Origin of the sequence: Neorhizobium phenanthreniclasticum (assembly GCF_040066075.1) — a bacterium.
GTDB classification, from domain to species: Bacteria; Pseudomonadota; Alphaproteobacteria; order Rhizobiales; family Rhizobiaceae; genus Neorhizobium; species Neorhizobium petrolearium.
The window spans coordinates 1-16,204 of sequence record NZ_JBEAAL010000042.1 but is presented as its reverse complement, the minus strand read 5'-3'; the positions used below and the strand labels follow the sequence as shown (position 1 = coordinate 16,204).

The following is a 16,204-nucleotide window of genomic DNA, read 5'->3' as shown; positions in this document are numbered from 1 at the left end:
AAGATGATCAGCACTTATCCCGTGCCGAAGTCGACAAGACGGCGACCAACGACAATCCAGATGGAACGGCGCATTTGAGGATAGGTTATGTCCAGATCCATCTTTCCCATGGAGATCGCCGACCTTTCGGCTTTCGCCAAGTCCGTCCGTGAACAGATCGACAGGCTCGGCCACAAGCCGAGCCATGTGGAGACGCTCAATCTCCTGAGCCGTGCCGCGGGCTTCCGCAACTACCAGCATTTCCGTTCCGTTTCGAAGACCTCGGACGTGCTTGACAGCTGGAATATTGCCGCGGCGCCGGAACCGGGGCCCGACGAGGCGCGCGTCTTGAAAACCATCCGCGTTTTCGACGCGCAGGGCCGGATCGTCCGCTGGCCGGGCAAGCGCTCGCAGCAGGAGTTGTGCCTGTGGTTCCTGTGGTCGAAAATCCCGCGTGGCCGCACGTTTACGGAGCGCGAGATCAGCGAGTTCCTGAACACGCTGCACCTCTTCGGCGACGCGGCACTTCTGCGCCGCGACCTTTTCGACCTCGGCCTCGTGACGCGCAAGCGGGACGGCAGCGATTATCGCCGCATCGAAAAGAAGCCGGTACCGGAGCTGAAGCTGCTCCTGCAACGGGTCGACAGCGGAAAGGCGGAAGCGGCCTGATAAGCGCCTTTAGAGGTCGACCGTACCCCGGATGCAGGTGACGACATCTCCACCGATCCAGATGTCATCACCATCCCGTTGTACTTGGACCCGACCCGCCCGGCCGAGAGCCGTTCCCTGGGCGGCGACATAGCTTTCAGGGGCGATGCCGCTGCCGATCAGCCATTGGGCGAAGCCGGCGTTCAAGCTGCCGGTAACCGGATCCTCAGTGCCCCGATTGCTGAACGCACGTACTTCGAATTCCGCATCGTCTCCGTCCGTCCCGGGATCGAAGCGACCGATCACGCCGACGCGAAATCCGGCGAGCGCGCTATAATCTGGCCGGATGGCAAGCACGTCCGCGCGGGACGACAGGAGAATGCCGATCCAGTCCGGCCCGTTATCCAGCCAGTTGGCATCCTTTATCCCCGCTATCGGCATGCCGAGGCCGCGAGCGATGCGATCGACCAGCGCCGGATCGACCGGGCCGCTGCGCTGCAGGGGAGGTGCGGCGAAAGCAAGCTGTCTGCCGTTGCGACGGATATGCACCAGTCCGGCGCCGCATTCCTGGATGATGTCGCCATCCGGAGGCTGGCCGGTCTGAGACAACCAAACATGGCAACTGCCGAGCGTCGGATGACCGGCAAAAGGCAGCTCCTGCTTCGGAGTGAATATCCGTGCGCGGTAATGCGCCCTGGGATCGGTCGGTTTCAGCAGGAAGGTGGTCTCGCTGAGGTTGGTCCAGTTGGCGAAAGCCTGCATCTGCTCGTCCGTCAGCACATCCGCGCCGACGACCACTGCGAGCGGATTGCCTCGCATCGGCTCGCTGGAAAATACGTCGACCTGCAGGAAGGGAAACGTGGGCATCGCCATCTGGACCTATGGAATCGGATTTCCTTCAAAGGGGGACGGCAGCTCGAGGGCTGCCGTGGCATTCCAACATCTTCGATCGGCGTTACAGCACCAGCCGGAACTTCGCAAAACCGTTCTCGCCGTCGCCGGCATCCTCGATCTTGGCGCCCTTGATCTCGCCGGCGAACTGACGGGCTTTGGGGCCGGTCTCGAAGATCGCCGTCGTTCCCGGCAGCGGCTTGAACGACCAGTTGGCGTCTGCCGAGGGGTTGATCGTGCCCTGTTCGACGATATAGCGGACGACAACGTCGCGGTTGGTGTCAGGCGCCACGAAAATCACCTTGTCGCCGGCGATTTCCGGGAACTTGCCGCCGCCGCCGGCGCGGTAGTTGTTGGTGGCGACCACGAACTTCTGAGCCGGATCGATTGGCTTGCCGTCGAACTGCAAATCGACGATGCGGTGGGCATCCGGATTGATCAGCTTGCCGTCCTTGTCGAAGCGGGCCGGCTGCGACAGGTCGATCTGGTAGGTGACGCCGTCGATGACGTCATAATTGTAGGACGGGAAGGCGCTGTTGAGCAGCGCCGCGTCCTTGGCGCCGGCCTCGACCTGGTTGAACATGCCGGCCGACATTTCCAGCCAGTTCTTCACCTGCTCGCCGGTGATCAGCACGGCCTGCACTGTGTTCGGATAAAGATAGAGGTCGGCGACGTTCTTGATGGCGATATCGCCTGCCGGTACGTCGGTGAAATATTCCGCGCCGCCACGGCCGCCGGCCTTGAAGGGAGCCGCCGCGGAGAGGACGGGATAGTCCTTGTACGGGCCTTCCTTCAGCATGTCCTTGATGTACCAGGTCTGGGCGTTCGAGACGATCTGCACCGACGGATCGTCGGCGACCAGCGCGAAATAGGAATAGAGCGGCGCGGATGTCTTGCCGACCGGGCGGCGGACATAGGCGAGCGTCGCCTCGTGCTCGTCCTTGACGGCAGCGGTGACCTCCGCCTTGTCCTTCACGTCCGCGACGATCTTGCGATTCTCGTCGCGATGATAGATCGGCCGGGCCTCCGTGGTGAAGTCGACGATCTTCCAGCTCTTGCCGTCCTTTTCCAGCAGCAGGTCGATGAGGCCCATATGCGAGCCCCAGAAGCCGCCCATGACGGCCGGCTTGCCCATCAGCGTGCCCTTCTTGATGTCTGCGCCGGTAATGCCTTCAAAATCCTTCGGGCCGGGGAATACGAGGTGCTGGTGGCCGGTAAAGACCGCATCGATGCCATCGACGCCCGCCAGATAAAGCGAGGCGTTTTCCATTCGGTCGCTCAACCCGCTGCCGTCGATGCCGGAGTGGGACAGCGCGATGACGATATCGGCGCCTTCCTCCTTCATGACAGGCACCCAGGCCTTGGCGGCGTCGACGATGTCGCGGGTCTGAGCCTTGCCCTCGAGGTTCTTGGCGTCCCAGACCATGATCTGCGGCGGTACGAAGCCGATGAAGCCGACCTTGACCGGGCTTGTCGCGCCGGAGCCGTCACGGATCTGCTTCTCGACGATCACGTAGGGCTTCAGGAAGAGCTCGTCCTGCTTCGGGTCTGAGGCGAGCTGGCCCTTGGTCAGGTTGGCGCAGACGCAAGGGAAGCCGGAGCCGGCGAGCACCTTGAACATGAAGTCGAGGCCATAGTTGAATTCGTGGTTGCCGAGCGTGCCGGCATCGTAACCGAGCACGTTCATCGCCTTGACGACCGGATGCACGTCGCCATCCTTCATCCCGCGCTCATAGGCGATGTAGTCGCCCATCGGATTACCCTGCAGGAAGTCGCCATTGTCGATCAGCATGGAATTGCCGGCCTCGGCGCGGATCGCGTCGATGATCGAGGCGGTGCGGGCAAGGCCAAGCGTATCGTTCGGCTTGTCGGCGTAATAATCGTAGGGGAAGACGTGAACGTGGATATCGGTCGTTTCCATGATGCGCAGATGCGCCTGGTTGGCGGCTGCCCGGGCGGCGAACGGGTGCAGCATCACGAGCGCCGAAGACGCAGCGATCCCGCCGAGAAGTGAACGGCGGGTCATGGGTTGAAAGCCGGCTAGAAACGACATGGATATCTCCCTCTGGGGTCTTTTGCGAGATCAGCTTAGCGCAATCGCACGCGCTTGCATCAGTAAAATGACAGGGGAAATCGCATGGTTCGCCGATGGTCGGCGAACGCGCCGACCTTGCGATGTCACCGGGCGATGACTGGTCTGATTTCCTTGTGGAAGAAGCGGAAACAGGAGGAGACCTGGGCCGCTGCATTCGAGTTCGGCCGGAACTGGATGCCGAGACGGCCGCGGTGGCACCATTTCACCGTGCCTTCCAGAATGCCGAGTTCTTCGCTTTCGATCTTGACCGGGCTACCGTTGGCAGCGTGAAACGGTCCGCCGAGGTCGAGCGCCATGCCGGTGGCGGAAAGATCGACGACGCGCCCCTTTGCCTGCTGATGATAATATTTGACCGTGCCATAGATGCGCGTCTTCTGGCGGGCTGCGCTGCGGGTCTTCATCCCGATGGTCTTGCTGAGCATGACATCCCTCAATTGCCGTTCTCAGCCAAACTCCATATCAGGGACAGGTTGAGGCGCGTTTAGGGTGATCCGTAAAAGTCGAGCGATTCCGGTCACAGTCCCACATTGGGACGGTCGATGATCTCGCGCAGCGCGAAGCTCGAATTGATCTTCACCACGTGGGGCAGGGCCGATAGCCAGTCGCGGTGGATACGCTCGTAATCCTCAAGATCCTTGGCCGCGACGCGCAGGATATAGTCGTATTCGCCCGACATCAGGTAGCAGACGAGCACGTTGGGGCAGAGCTTCACCGCCGCCTCGAATTCGGCGAGCGTCTTGGCGAACTGGCCCGACAGCGAAATATGCACGATCACCATCATCTTGTAGTCGAGCGCCTTGTTGGAAAGGCGTGCGTGATAGCCGCTGATCGTGCCGTTCTTTTCAAGGATATCGAGCCGTCGCGAGCAGGCGGAAGGCGACAGGCCGACACGCTGGGCCAGGTCCGCATTGGAGATGCGGCCATTGTCCTGAAGCGTTCGCATGATCGCAAGATCGATGGTATCCAGGTTGCCCATTCGAATATCCTTCGAAAATCTCTTTCAAGACGCAATAATCCGCGAAAAATGGTATTTCCGCAATTCCTCTTCGCAAGGACATTTCACCGATTCTCTGGTTTTCTGGATTTGGGAACGTCAACCGGCGAAAGCCGCCAAACTGAGAGGAACGCTGTATGCGTGTCGGGTGCCCGAAGGAAATCAAAAACCATGAATATCGTGTGGGCCTGACGCCCGGCGCGGTGCGTGAATATGTGGCCCATGGCCACGAGGTCCTGATCGAAACCAAGGCGGGCGCCGGGATTGGCGCGGACGATGCCGCCTATGTCGCCGCCGGCGCCAGGATCGTCGGCACGGCGAAAGAGATCTTCGAAAAATCCGACATGATCGTAAAGGTCAAGGAGCCCCAGCCGACGGAATGGGTTGAACTCCGTGAAGGCCAGATCCTCTACACCTATCTCCATCTCGCTCCCGATCCGGAACAGACCAAGGGCCTCATCGCATCCGGCGTGACCGCCGTCGCCTATGAAACGGTGACCGACGAGCGCGGCGGACTGCCGCTTTTGGCCCCGATGTCGGAAGTCGCCGGGCGCCTGGCGATCCAGGCGGGTGCCACCGCGCTGCAGAAAGCCAATGGCGGTCGCGGCATCCTGCTCGGCGGCGTGCCGGGTGTTCTGCCGGCCAAGGTCGCGGTCATTGGCGGCGGCGTCGTAGGCCTGCATGCGGCCAAGATGGCGACCGGCCTCGGCGCCGATGTCACCATCATCGACCGCTCGCTGCCGCGGCTTCGCCAACTCGACGATATCTTCAACGGCCGCGTCCATACCCGCTATTCGACCATCGACGCGGTGGAAGAGGAAGTCTTCTCGGCCGATCTCGTCATCGGCGCAGTTCTCATTCCAGGCGCCGCCGCGCCGAAGCTGGTCAGCCGCGAGATGCTCTCCGGCATGAAGCAGGGCGCGGTCATGGTCGACGTCGCGATCGACCAGGGCGGTTGCTTCGAGACCTCGCATGCGACGACCCATTCCGAGCCGACCTACGAGGTCGACGGCATCGTGCACTATTGCGTGGCGAACATGCCGGGCGCCGTGCCGGTCACCTCTGCCCATGCGTTGAACAACGCGACGCTGCAGCATGGCCTGGCACTTGCCGACCGTGGCCTGCGTGCGATTGCCGAGGACAAGCACCTGCGCAACGGCCTCAACGTCCATAAGGGCAGGATAACCAACCGGGCGGTTGCCGAAGCGCTGGGCTACGAGGCCTTTGCGCCGGAAAGCCTGCTGAATGTGGCGTGAGCGGTAGATTTCGATATATCTAAGACATTGTAAATCACCGAGCTGATTGATCGCTGACCCGTAAAAAAAGCGCCGGCAGGCTTCTATTGGCGCTTTTTCTGCTTTTAAAATCAGCAAGATATAATTTCGATATATCGAAGTTGTTGACGAAATCGACCAATAGACTATCTTTAGATATATCGAAAGATAGTCTGAAGGAGAAAACGATGTTTGGACACAAATTTGATGGACGGAACGGCTGCGGTGAACGCGGCGACCGAAGAGGCTTCGAGGAAATGTTCGCCATGCGCGGTGGCGGGTTCGGTCGCGGGTTTGGCGGCCGTGGGGGACCGGGCGGCGGTCGCGGTTTCGGTGACGAGGGCGACGGTCGCATCGGCCGTTTCCTGATGCAGGGGGATCTGCGTCTTGTTGTGCTGGCCCTGATCGAGAAGGAACCGCGCCACGGCTACGAGATCATCAAGCACATCGAGGACCTGACTTACGGTTTCTACGCGCCGAGCCCGGGCGTCATCTATCCGACGCTCACCTATCTCGAGGAGGCGGGCTACGTGACCGCCGAAGCCGACGGCAACAAGAAGCGTTATGCGATCACCGACGAGGGACGCAAATATCTCGACGAGAACCGCAGCTTTGCCTCGACCATCCTCGATCGTTTGTCGCAGCTCGCCGAACGTATCCGTGAAAAGCAGGAGCGGTCGCAGCGCCGTGGCGGCGACGGCGGCCCTGTTCTGCCCCGCAGCATCGACGCCGCCATGCTGAACCTGCGCGAGGTGATCGCCCGCAAGCTCGAAACGGACGAGAAGAAGGCCGGAGAGATCGTCAAGCTGCTGCTTGATATCGCGGAAGACCTGGATGGTCCTGAAGACCGGAACCAAAACGACGCGTGATCCTCCTGCCGGAGCGCCGGTTTACCACCGGCGCTTTCCCATACCGGCAATACAGCATGAAGACAGGCCGCCGGAGCAGCCGCGCTCGGGCGGCTCTTTTCATGCGATGATGTCGAGCAGTTCCTTGGTGTCGTAGTAAAACGGAATTCCCTCGGCAAGACGGCCGTCCTGGAAGCGGAGGAATTCGCAAAATGGCTGTGTAATGCTCTTGCCTGTGGAACGGGCCACCATTGTCAGCGTGCAGGAGAGGTGAATGCGGTCCGGCGCTCCCGTGACATGCAGCTCCTTCAAGTCCATATTGCTCCAGACATCGTTCATCCTGTCGAAAAGTCTGGCAATTCCATCAAGGCCGCGCCAGTCGCCGCCGTAGGGCAGCGATGCGGGTTCACGGACAACGACATCATCCGCGAAAGCTCTCGCCAATTGCCGGATGTCTTTTTCATTCGATGTCAGGAAGGCCATTTCGACTGCAAACATCCGGTCGACGATGGCGCGGGCATCGAGACTGGTCATGGTTCCGCTCCCGCTCAGATGGCAATTCCTGTATCCGCAAATGCCGGCGCTTCGACCTTGTCGATCCGGCACTGATAGCAATTGTTGCGCGCCGAGCGGACATGCACATAGGCGATGTCCTCGCGGGCGAGCAATTCCTCCGCACGGGAGGCGATCTTATCCGTCGACGTCACCGCACCGCTGCCGTAGACGATGCGGTCGTCATGGCCGTATCCGCGCACGATGTAGTCCGAACTCGACAGCATAGGCGGCAGGACCTCTTCCGCCGCATAGCGCTCGCATGGCTGCTTGTGCAGGAAGATCGGTCCTGTTTCGGCATAGGGCTGCAGTTCGGGAAACGGACGATAGGCGAGGACCAGCAGTTCCTCGCCGGCATCTATGTTTTTCAGGCAATGGCGGCAGGGATATCCGGGGCCATCCGAAACCTTTGTCTCCGGACGGTGACCGTAGGCGTCGGGTCCGCCGTTCCACAGATGAGCTGCATCTTTGGTCGGCATGGCTACGAAGGCGATCGTCATGGCAAAACTCCTTTATCGGTGTTGCCAAGAGATGCCGCCAAGCGGAGCGTAAAACCACCCGTTTCTTGCCGGGATATCAGGCGTCCAGCGCTTTGAGCAATTCCGCGTCCGTCATCGGCTGGACCAGCGCCTCGTAGGTCGAGACGGGCGAAAAACCCATCATCTGGTAGAGTTGCAGGGCGCGCGGATGGTCGAGCGTGTTGGTGGTGACGGTGACCTTCCTCGGATTGTCCTGCCAGGCGGCGTAGAGCGCCTGCAGCAGGAACCACTTGCCGATACCAAGCCCGATTGCGCGCTCGAACAGCCCGAAATAGGAGAGTTCGACGATCTCCTCGTTCTCCTGCCGCAGTTCGAAGAAGCCCGCCGGCGCGCCGTCGACGTAGAGCACAGTAACCGAAACGTGCGGATCATGGATCGCTGCGGCAAGCTCCTCGTCGGTCATCCGGAGCCGCTTGTACCAGTGCCAGCGCTTACCCACCTGCCGATAGAGATAGCGGTAGTAGTGGAGTGGAATATTCGGTGCGCGGATGATCGCCGTCTGGATGTTGACCGGCACCGGCAGGCTGGTCTTGGGCGGTGCGGTCATTTCCAGTTGCGTGACATGGGCGTTGAGAGGAGCTTTGAGCGATGCTGACTTCTTCGCCATGGCAATCAGGCAGCTTTGGGTGACGGTGGGCCCGTGACGACCGGCGTATCCTGGCGGCTGCCCCACTCGGTCCAGGAACCGTCGTAGAGCGCATTGTCTTCATGGCCGAGGGATTCGAGCGCCAGCGTGATGATTGCGGCGGTGATGCCGGAGCCGCAGCTCGTCACCACCGGCTGCCCGAAATCGATGCCTGCGTCTTCGATGGCCTGCCTCAATTCCGGCAGCGACCTGAGCTTGCCGTTCACCGAGAACGTGCCGGAGGGAAGGCTGCGGGCGCCGGGCATGTGGCCGGAGCGCATGCCTGCGCGGGGTTCGGGTTCGGCGCCGGAAAAGCGGCCGGCAGAACGCGCATCGGCGATCTGCCGCGAGCTGTCGCCGACTATCTCGAGCATGGTCTGGAAATCGATCACCTTATCGACCCGGAACTCCGGCATGAAGGCAACGGGCGCAGGCGAGGGGACAGCGGTTTCAAGCGGCCGGCCTTCTGCCTTCCAGCCATCCAGCCCGCCGTCGAGCACGTAGACGTTCCTTGCGCCCATGATGCGGAACAGCCACCAGCCGCGCGGCGCGGAGAAGATGCCGGGGCCATCGTAGATGACGATGCGGTCGGTCTCCCGAATGCCCATCCTCCCGACCGCTTCGGCGAAGACCTCGGGTGCCGGCACCATATGCGGCAGCCCCGTCGAGTGGTCCGCGACCTTGTCATGATCGAAGCGGACGGCGCCGGGGATATGACCCGCGGCATATTCGGCATCCGCGTCCCGATTCTGAGCGGGCAGATAGAAGGAGGCGTCGACGACCCTCAGGTCCGGACTGCCGAGCGCATTCTGAAGCCACTCGGACGAAACGACGAAACGGCTGGTTTCGCTCATGGGATACCTCCATTTGAATCGAAAGAATCAGGCTTCAGCGCCCGGTGCACCGAACCTTATGCGGAAACGCCGGTTCTCCTTGCCCTTCTTCTCGATCTTGGCGATGTGAATCGCGCCGACTTCCTGCGTTTCGGAGACATGTGTGCCCCCGCAGGGCTGGCTGTCAACGCTGGAATCCGCGCCGATGCAGACAAGGCTGACGCGTCCGAGACCGATCGGCGGGCGGACGTTCTTGGATTTGACGATGCCCGGATTGGCGCTCAACTCCTCGTCGGTGATCCACTGCACGTAAACCGGATGGTTCTGCCCGACGAGTTCCATGAGCTTCGCCGTGACCTCATGCCTGTCGATCGTCTCGCTCATATCGAAATCGACCCGCGACTCCTCTTCCCCGACAGCCGCCCCGGTGATCGGATAGGGGCAGACGACGGACAGCAAATGACAGGCGGTATGCATGCGCATCAGCCGGTAACGGCGCGGCCAGTCGACATGCAGCGTCAGCTTCTCGCCGACGAGTGGCTGGGGCTCGCCCTCGAGCGGCACGTGGATGATGATGTCCTTGGTGGCGCCATGCTTCGTCTGGGCGAGCGCGATCTTCGTGCCGTCGGCACGCTCCAGGAAACCGGTGTCGCCCGGCTGTCCACCGGATGTGGCGTAGAAGCAGGTGCGATTAAGCTCGATGCCGCCGTCTTCGTGGATGGTGGTCACCTCCGCTTCGGCTGTCGAAAGATAAAAGTCGTCGCGGTAGAGAGCATCAACGGGCATGTCAGTCTCTTGGTTTTAGGGGGTCAGGGTGTTTCGAAGGGAACGGGAATGTGACGCTTGCCGGTCAGCCAGGCGGGAATCGGCAGGCCCTTGGATTTCAGGAAATCGGGATTGAAGAGCTTGGACTGGTAGCGGTTGCCGTAGTCGCAGAGGATCGTCACGATCGTATGGCCAGGGCCGAGATCCCTGGCGAGCCGGATCGCACCGGCGATGTTGATGCCGGTCGAGCCGCCGAGGCAGAGGCCCTCTTTCTCGACGAGGTCGAAGATGATCGGCAGTGCTTCCGAATCCGGAATGCGGTAGGCAAAGTCCGGCGTGAAACCTTCGAGATTGGCGGTGATGCGGCCCTGGCCGATGCCTTCGGTGATCGAGGAGCCTTCCGATTTCAGTTCACCATGGGCGTAGTATTCGTAGAGGGCGGCACCGTCCGGATCGGCGAGGCCGATCTTGATGTTCGGGTTCTTCGCCCTCAGTCCCATCGCCACACCTGCAAGCGTCCCGCCGGACCCGACTGCGCAGATGAAGCCGTCGACCTTGCCTTCGGTCTGGTTCCAGATTTCCGGAGCGGTCGTCTCGGCATGGGCATCGCGGTTGGCGACATTGTCGAACTGGTTCGCCCAGATCGCGCCCGCTGGCTCCGTCCTGGCAAGTTCTTCCGCAAGCCGACCGGAGACTTTGACGTAATTGTTCGGGTTCCTGTAAGGAACGGCCGGGACCTCGACCAGTTCGGCGCCGAGCAGTTTCAAGGCGTCCTTCTTCTCCTGGCTCTGCGTCTCGGGAATGACGATGACGGTGCGGTAGCCGAGCGCCTTGGCGACCAGCGTCAGCCCGATACCGGTATTGCCGGCCGTGCCCTCGACGATGACGCCGCCAGGTCTGAGCTGGCCCTTCTTCTCCGCATCGCGGATGATGTAGAGCGCGGCCCTGTCCTTGACCGACTGGCCGGGATTGAGGAACTCCGCCTTGCCGAGGATTTCACAGCCAGTCGCTTCCGAAGCGCCTTTGAGCCGGATAAGGGGTGTGTTGCCGATCACGCTGAGGACGGAGGGATGATAGGTCATCGCGATACCTTGTCGTTCCTTGGAGATTTAAGCCCGGTCTTTTCGGCGCACAAGCACCGCAGGGCAAGAAATTCTGTTCCCGGAAGGAGCCTGCTTCGACAAAATCCATCTTCCCACCGGCAGGTCGCCGAAACGATGTAGGAACGGGAAAGGTATTTTAGGTTTAGCTTTTGTAATGAGGCGCAGGCGCCGAGATCTCGCTCGTTATTATCTTGGAAATAGTAATATCAACTTCCTGTTACGCCCGTCCCGAATGCTGTTGAAGCGAATATTGATCCGTGCCATTCGTGATTTTATCGTGCGGTGTTTAAATACCGCGCGCGAAACTGGCCAACGGACATGCTGCAGAACCTTGATAGGTTGGATCTTCTGATCGCGCATTACGTTGCCGGTTCCTTTCCGGAGCCGGTGCATGTCCTTGTGGGATCATATCTGGAAATGCAGGCACCGGCCGCACGGTTCGCCCAGACTCTGGAGGAGCTGGCCGGCACGACCCTGCGCGAGAGCGAGCCGCTTGCGGTGGCGTCGCGCGACCGTCGGCTGCGGGAGATTTTCGCCTCCGCTCCGCTGCCGCCCGAGCTTGAACCAAAGCCCTCCCACGGGGCATCATTTCCCGCGTCGCTGCTGGCCTATGCCGGGGTCGACCTCTCCGGTATTCCATGGAAAACCAGACTGCCCGGATTTCGCCGGCATGTCATAGAAAGGTCCAGGGAAGTCGAGGCGAGCCTGTTGTGGGTACGGCCGGGCCGGGCACTTCCCCGTCATGGTCATCGGGGTCTGGAATTGACTTTGGTTCTGGAGGGTGAATTTCACGATCATCGCGGCAATTTCGGGCGGGGGGACATCTCGATCGCCGATGAAACGCTCGACCACCGGCCGGTTGCGGGAGAGCAGGGGCCGTGCATTTGCTTTACTGTCCTGTTCGCCCCGATCGTGCTCTCCGGTTCTCCATGGAGGCTCGTGGGTGACATCCTCGGCATCTGAACGGATAAGAAAAGGCCGGCGATGAGCCGGCCCAGGTTTAACCGTTCGCGTCTTCAGTTCAGATGCAGCTGAGCTTCGCTTACAGCCTGCTCGAACTGCTGGCGCGCCTCCTCCGGCGACCTGCGCCCGTCGAGGGCCGCGCGGCAAACGCTGCGTGCCTTGACGAACTGCGGTCCACGCATGTCCGGCCAGCGATCGGTCAGGAGGGCCAGCGCCTCGAACGGGCTATGGACGTCCTCCGTGCCGAGATGGCCGAATGCGACGCGAACAGGTTTCTGCCAGCTGGTTTGCATCTTTTCCTCCTCCCAGGATACCAACCGTGTCAAACGGTGAAGACGGCAAATGGTTCCCTTCCGATGAAAAGAATTTGGCTGATAGCACGCCGCAGCCGTCTCATTGGAAAAGACCGGCAATCCAGTAGAACAGTGCGGAGACGAGCGCCGCTGCCGGCAGCGTGACAAACCAGGCGAAGACGATATTGCCGGCAATGCCCCAGCGAACGGCCGAAAGGCGTCTGGCGGAGCCGACCCCGATGATCGCGCCGGTGATCGTGTGTGTCGTCGAAACCGGAATGCCGAGCCAAGTCGCGCCGAAAAGCGTCAACGCGCCGCCGGTTTCGGCGCAGAAGCCCTGCATCGGATTGAGCCTGGTGATCTTCGATCCCATGGTGTGGACGATACGCCAGCCGCCGAACAGCGTGCCGAGCGCCATGGCAGCCTGGCAGCTGATGACCACCCAGAAGGGCACATGAAACTCGCCGCCGAGATATCCCTGCGAATAGAGAAGCACCGCGATGATGCCCATGGTCTTCTGAGCGTCGTTGCCGCCGTGGCCGAGCGAATAGAGCGAGGCGGAAACGAATTGCAGCATACGGAAGGTGCTGTCGACCGCAAACGGCGTCTGGCGCACGAAGAGCCAGGAGACGATCAGCACCAGGACGAGCGCCAGGAAAAAGCCGATCGCGGGCGACATGAAGATCGCGCCAATCGTCTTGGTGAGCCCGCTCCAGACGATCGAACTGAGGCCCACCTTGGCGAGGCCGGCGCCGACGAGCCCGCCGATCAGTGCATGCGACGAGCTGGACGGGATGCCGAAGGCCCAGGTGACGATGTTCCAGATGATCGCGCCCATCAGCGCGGCGAATATCACCTGCGGCGAAACGATCTGCGGGTCGATGATGCCGGTGCCGAGCGTTTCCGCCACATGCAGGCCGAAGAACAGGAAGGCGATGAAATTGAAGAAGGCCGCCCAGAAGACCGCATATTGCGGCCTCAGCACGCGGGTGGAGACGATGGTTGCGATGGAGTTGGCCGCATCATGGAGCCCGTTCAGGAAGTCGAAGAAAAGCGCGACACCGACGAGGCCTGCAAGAAGAGGAAAGGCTAGGGCGGCATCCATCAGATATTCTCGATCACGATGCCGCTGATCTCGTTGGCGACATCTTCGAACCGATCGAGCACCTTTTCGAGTTCACCGTAGATTTCGCTGCCGATGATGAAGCCCATGGCATTGCCGGCCCCATGACGACGGAAGAGATCCCTGAGGCCCTGGTCGTGCAGGTCGTCCGACCGGCCTTCGACACGGGTGATTTCCTCGGCGATCGCGCCGAGCCGCGGCGCATTGGCACCGATCCTCTTGAGCAGCGGCACCCCTTCGGCGATCAGATGTGCGGCCTTGACGATTTCGCCGCCCATCTGCTGCATCAACGGATCGAAACTCGTCTGCTCGAAGAGCCGGATCGTCTTGACCGTCTTGTGCATCATGTCGATCGCATCGTCCATCGACTGGATCAGGTCCTTGATGTCGCCGCGATCGAAGGGTGTGATGAAACTGCGGCGCACGGCCTGCAGCACCTCCCGGGTGATGTCGTCGGCTTCCTCCTCCAGCGCTACGATGCGCGCGCAGTTGCCTTCGATATCGTTGCCGGTGAGCAGGGCGTTCAGGGATTCCGCCGCGCCGACGACGGTGCGTGAATGCTGCTCGAAAAGATCGAAGAAGGCATCCTCACGGGGAAGCAGTTTTCTGAAAAGGCCGAGCATCCAAGGTTTCCTTGCGTATTTCTGGCTGTCATAAATGTGTCATAAATCGTGGAGGGCGAGACTGGAAACCGCGAGAAAGGATTTTCTGTGGAAGAAAAGTTCGGTTTCGTAAGTCGGCTAATTATTTGCTTTGGCGATGGAATCGGTGAAGGCTGCGCTGGACTTGCCTTTGCGCGCCGGTCGCAGCCGTGGCCGGCCGTTCGTCGCCGGCAGATTGAGGGAGCAGGATGTCGAACCGATTTCTGATTGAGGGGCCGGGGGATGCGCGCTTCACCATCCTTCTCGCGCACGGCGCCGGCGCGCCGATGGATTCGGCGTCGATGACGGCTGCCGCAAAAGCGCTGTCGGAGAAGGGGTTTCGCGTGGCGCGCTTCGAATTCGGCTATATGGCGTCACGCCGTATATCGGGTGAACGCAAGCCGCCACCCAGGGCAGAGACCCTCAACCCGGAATACAGGGCTGCCGTCGCCGAGCTCGACACCAGGGGGACGCTGATCATCGGTGGCAAATCCATGGGCGGACGGGTGGCGAGCATGATCGCCGACGAGCTTCATGCGGAAGGGAAGATCGCCGGTCTTCTCTGCCTCGGTTACCCGTTTCACCCTCCGGCCAAACCAGAGCAGCGTCGCACGCAGCATCTTAAAGCGCTGAACACCCCGGCGCTGATCTGCCAGGGAACCCGTGACGAATTCGGCACGCGAGAAGAGGTCTCGGGTTACGAGCTCTCCGACAGGATCGAGATCCTCTGGCTGGAAGATGGTGATCATGATTTGAAGCCGCGCAAGAAGATTTCCGGCTTCTCCGTCGCCGAACACCTGGCGACCATGGCGGAAGCGGTACGTGCCTGGACTGACGGGCTGACGTTCTGAGCGGAAGCCCCCACATCCCCGAGAGGAGATGCATGGCGCCGCATGTCGCACCGGCATCCGTGAAACTCCTATAGGATTCCTATTTCTCTCCTCGCGGGTTCCTCTCGAACCTTTATGCAACTCGGAGCCATATTTCTTCCAGTTTCGAGGCTGGACGCCCCGTGTTCGCGTCCGGCCCCGGCGAATCTCGACAACACGAGAATGCGAGGAAGACCCAAATGGTGTTCGATTATGGCCTCAGCGCCGCAGTGCTTATCTTCGTCAGTGCTTATCTGATCTATGCCCTGCTTCGACCGGAGCGCTTTTGATCGGCGGGCGGCAGGCAATGCCGGTGGCGTCGGGCGCGTACGGGATATGAACGGCTGGCTCCGCATCCTGCGCAGATGTGTCGGTCCCCACCTCGGCACTCCGAAGGCCGGGACGCATCTTTGCGCCTCGGACGTCATACTCGGCATGACGTTTCTGCTGCTGGCCGCCGTGCTGCTTGTCTCGCTTCTTTCCCATTTCTTCGCATCCGCTTGAGCGGTGCGGAACGCGCAATCAGAATATCAAGCTGGAGCCTCTTATGAGCCAGGACAGATCAGCGAGCATCATGGATGCCCGCATCCTCGTTCCCGCGATCGGGAACGCCTTCAAGAAACTCAATCCCCGTTCTCTGGCCAAGAACCCGGTCATGTTCGTCGTTGCCACGGTTTCGGTGCTGACGACAGTCCTGTTCGTCAAGGATGCGGCGGCGGGAGCAGGCAATCTCGGTTTTTCCTTCCAGATCATCCTCTGGCTCTGGTTCACGATCCTGTTCGCGAATTTCGCGGAGGCCGTTGCGGAAGGCCGCGGCAAGGCACAGGCCGACTCGCTTCGGCGCTCGCGCACCGAGACGCAGGCCAAGCTGCTTGCGAACGGCAGCCGTGAGAATTTCAAGCTGGTGCCGGGAACGAGCCTCAAGATCGGCGACGTGGTGCTTGTCGAGGCCGGCGACATCATTCCCTCCGACGGTGAGGTGATCGAAGGCATCGCCTCGGTCAACGAGGCGGCCATTACCGGCGAATCTGCGCCCGTCATCCGGGAATCGGGCGGCGACCGCTCCGCCGTAACCGGCGGCACGCAGGTCCTGTCCGACTGGATCAGGGTGCGCATTACCGCTGCTGCCGGCTCGACCTTTCTGGATCGGATGATCTCGCTGGTCGTTT

General features: G+C 61.1%; 21 protein-coding genes. 8 read left to right on the top strand and 13 right to left on the bottom strand.

Going from position 1 to position 16,204, the window contains the following annotated elements:
- Positions 1 to 87: 87 nt before the first annotated feature.
- The gene (locus tag ABK249_RS31175; RefSeq protein WP_348864795.1) at positions 88 to 648 is read left to right on the top strand and encodes a DUF2087 domain-containing protein; all 561 of its coding nucleotides are present in this window, start codon (positions 88 to 90) and stop codon (positions 646 to 648) included.
- Between the two features lie 9 nt (positions 649 to 657).
- On the opposite strand, the gene ABK249_RS31170 is transcribed toward ABK249_RS31175, so the two are convergent.
- From ABK249_RS31170 to ABK249_RS31155, 4 genes are all read right to left on the bottom strand, one after another.
- The gene (locus ABK249_RS31170; RefSeq protein WP_037146303.1) at positions 658 to 1,494 is read right to left on the bottom strand and encodes a PhzF family phenazine biosynthesis protein; all 837 of its coding nucleotides are present in this window, start codon (positions 1,492 to 1,494) and stop codon (positions 658 to 660) included.
- Between the two features lie 88 nt (positions 1,495 to 1,582).
- A complete protein-coding gene (locus ABK249_RS31165) occupies positions 1,583 to 3,571 on the bottom strand; it encodes a bifunctional 2',3'-cyclic-nucleotide 2'-phosphodiesterase/3'-nucleotidase (RefSeq protein WP_348864793.1) in 1,989 nt (662 codons plus the stop codon).
- 125 nt (positions 3,572 to 3,696) lie between these two features.
- Positions 3,697 to 4,035 (bottom strand): PilZ domain-containing protein, encoded by a 339-nt coding sequence (locus ABK249_RS31160; protein WP_348864792.1) that lies wholly within the window; start codon positions 4,033 to 4,035, stop codon positions 3,697 to 3,699.
- Between the two features lie 92 nt (positions 4,036 to 4,127).
- Complete coding sequence (locus ABK249_RS31155; RefSeq protein ID WP_348864791.1) at positions 4,128 to 4,589, bottom strand: Lrp/AsnC family transcriptional regulator; 462 nt, start codon at positions 4,587 to 4,589, stop codon at positions 4,128 to 4,130.
- 155 nt (positions 4,590 to 4,744) lie between these two features.
- Here ABK249_RS31155 and ald point away from each other — a divergent pair, with 155 nt between their 5' ends.
- Complete coding sequence (gene ald / locus ABK249_RS31150) at positions 4,745 to 5,863, top strand: alanine dehydrogenase (RefSeq protein ID WP_348864790.1); 1,119 nt, start codon at positions 4,745 to 4,747, stop codon at positions 5,861 to 5,863.
- Positions 5,864 to 6,069: 206 nt separating this feature from the next.
- The gene (locus ABK249_RS31145; protein ID WP_348864789.1) at positions 6,070 to 6,750 is read left to right on the top strand and encodes a PadR family transcriptional regulator; all 681 of its coding nucleotides are present in this window, start codon (positions 6,070 to 6,072) and stop codon (positions 6,748 to 6,750) included.
- A 99-nt stretch (positions 6,751 to 6,849) separates the two neighbouring features.
- Here the strand turns inward: ABK249_RS31145 and ABK249_RS31140 are convergent, their stop codons facing one another.
- The 6 genes from ABK249_RS31140 to ABK249_RS31115 form a co-directional block, all read right to left on the bottom strand.
- The gene (locus ABK249_RS31140) at positions 6,850 to 7,263 is read right to left on the bottom strand and encodes a nuclear transport factor 2 family protein (protein ID WP_348864787.1); all 414 of its coding nucleotides are present in this window, start codon (positions 7,261 to 7,263) and stop codon (positions 6,850 to 6,852) included.
- Positions 7,264 to 7,277: 14 nt separating this feature from the next.
- Positions 7,278 to 7,781, bottom strand: coding sequence for a DUF1203 domain-containing protein (locus ABK249_RS31135; protein WP_037146259.1), 504 nt, complete (start codon positions 7,779 to 7,781; stop codon positions 7,278 to 7,280).
- Between the two features lie 76 nt (positions 7,782 to 7,857).
- Positions 7,858 to 8,427, bottom strand: a complete 570-nt coding sequence (locus tag ABK249_RS31130) for a GNAT family N-acetyltransferase (RefSeq protein WP_348864786.1) — start codon at positions 8,425 to 8,427, stop codon at positions 7,858 to 7,860.
- Between the two features lie 5 nt (positions 8,428 to 8,432).
- A complete protein-coding gene (gene sseA, locus ABK249_RS31125; RefSeq protein ID WP_227702643.1) occupies positions 8,433 to 9,299 on the bottom strand; it encodes a 3-mercaptopyruvate sulfurtransferase in 867 nt (288 codons plus the stop codon).
- A 27-nt stretch (positions 9,300 to 9,326) separates the two neighbouring features.
- Complete coding sequence (locus tag ABK249_RS31120; protein ID WP_348864785.1) at positions 9,327 to 10,064, bottom strand: alanyl-tRNA editing protein; 738 nt, start codon at positions 10,062 to 10,064, stop codon at positions 9,327 to 9,329.
- 23 nt (positions 10,065 to 10,087) lie between these two features.
- Positions 10,088 to 11,125, bottom strand: coding sequence for a cysteine synthase A (locus ABK249_RS31115; protein ID WP_348864784.1), 1,038 nt, complete (start codon positions 11,123 to 11,125; stop codon positions 10,088 to 10,090).
- A gap of 339 nt (positions 11,126 to 11,464) precedes the next feature.
- On the opposite strand from ABK249_RS31115, the gene ABK249_RS31110 reads away from it, so the two are divergent.
- The gene (locus tag ABK249_RS31110) at positions 11,465 to 12,109 is read left to right on the top strand and encodes a cupin domain-containing protein (RefSeq protein ID WP_348864783.1); all 645 of its coding nucleotides are present in this window, start codon (positions 11,465 to 11,467) and stop codon (positions 12,107 to 12,109) included.
- A 53-nt stretch (positions 12,110 to 12,162) separates the two neighbouring features.
- Here the strand turns inward: ABK249_RS31110 and ABK249_RS31105 are convergent, their stop codons facing one another.
- The 3 genes from ABK249_RS31105 to ABK249_RS31095 form a co-directional block, all read right to left on the bottom strand.
- Entirely contained in the window at positions 12,163 to 12,402 is a 240-nt protein-coding gene (locus tag ABK249_RS31105; RefSeq protein ID WP_037146272.1) for a DUF982 domain-containing protein, read from the bottom strand.
- Positions 12,403 to 12,502: 100 nt separating this feature from the next.
- Positions 12,503 to 13,507 carry an inorganic phosphate transporter gene (locus ABK249_RS31100; RefSeq protein WP_037146274.1) on the bottom strand — a complete coding sequence of 335 codons (1,005 nt, stop codon included), beginning with the start codon at positions 13,505 to 13,507 and terminating at the stop codon, positions 12,503 to 12,505.
- Positions 13,507 to 14,148 (bottom strand): DUF47 domain-containing protein, encoded by a 642-nt coding sequence (locus ABK249_RS31095; RefSeq protein WP_348864782.1) that lies wholly within the window; start codon positions 14,146 to 14,148, stop codon positions 13,507 to 13,509. The genes ABK249_RS31100 and ABK249_RS31095 overlap by 1 nt, the downstream gene beginning before the upstream one ends.
- Positions 14,149 to 14,375: 227 nt before the next feature.
- On the opposite strand from ABK249_RS31095, the gene ABK249_RS31090 reads away from it, so the two are divergent.
- The 4 genes from ABK249_RS31090 to ABK249_RS31075 form a co-directional block, all read left to right on the top strand.
- The gene (locus ABK249_RS31090; protein WP_348864781.1) at positions 14,376 to 15,017 is read left to right on the top strand and encodes an alpha/beta hydrolase family protein; all 642 of its coding nucleotides are present in this window, start codon (positions 14,376 to 14,378) and stop codon (positions 15,015 to 15,017) included.
- A 218-nt stretch (positions 15,018 to 15,235) separates the two neighbouring features.
- Complete coding sequence (gene kdpF, locus ABK249_RS31085) at positions 15,236 to 15,325, top strand: K(+)-transporting ATPase subunit F (protein ID WP_081952684.1); 90 nt, start codon at positions 15,236 to 15,238, stop codon at positions 15,323 to 15,325.
- A 46-nt stretch (positions 15,326 to 15,371) separates the two neighbouring features.
- The gene (locus ABK249_RS31080; RefSeq protein ID WP_348864780.1) at positions 15,372 to 15,539 is read left to right on the top strand and encodes a hypothetical protein; all 168 of its coding nucleotides are present in this window, start codon (positions 15,372 to 15,374) and stop codon (positions 15,537 to 15,539) included.
- 43 nt (positions 15,540 to 15,582) lie between these two features.
- Positions 15,583 to 16,204 (top strand): P-type ATPase actuator domain-containing protein (locus tag ABK249_RS31075; protein ID WP_463139876.1); only part of this gene is annotated, 622 nt, incomplete at its 3' end.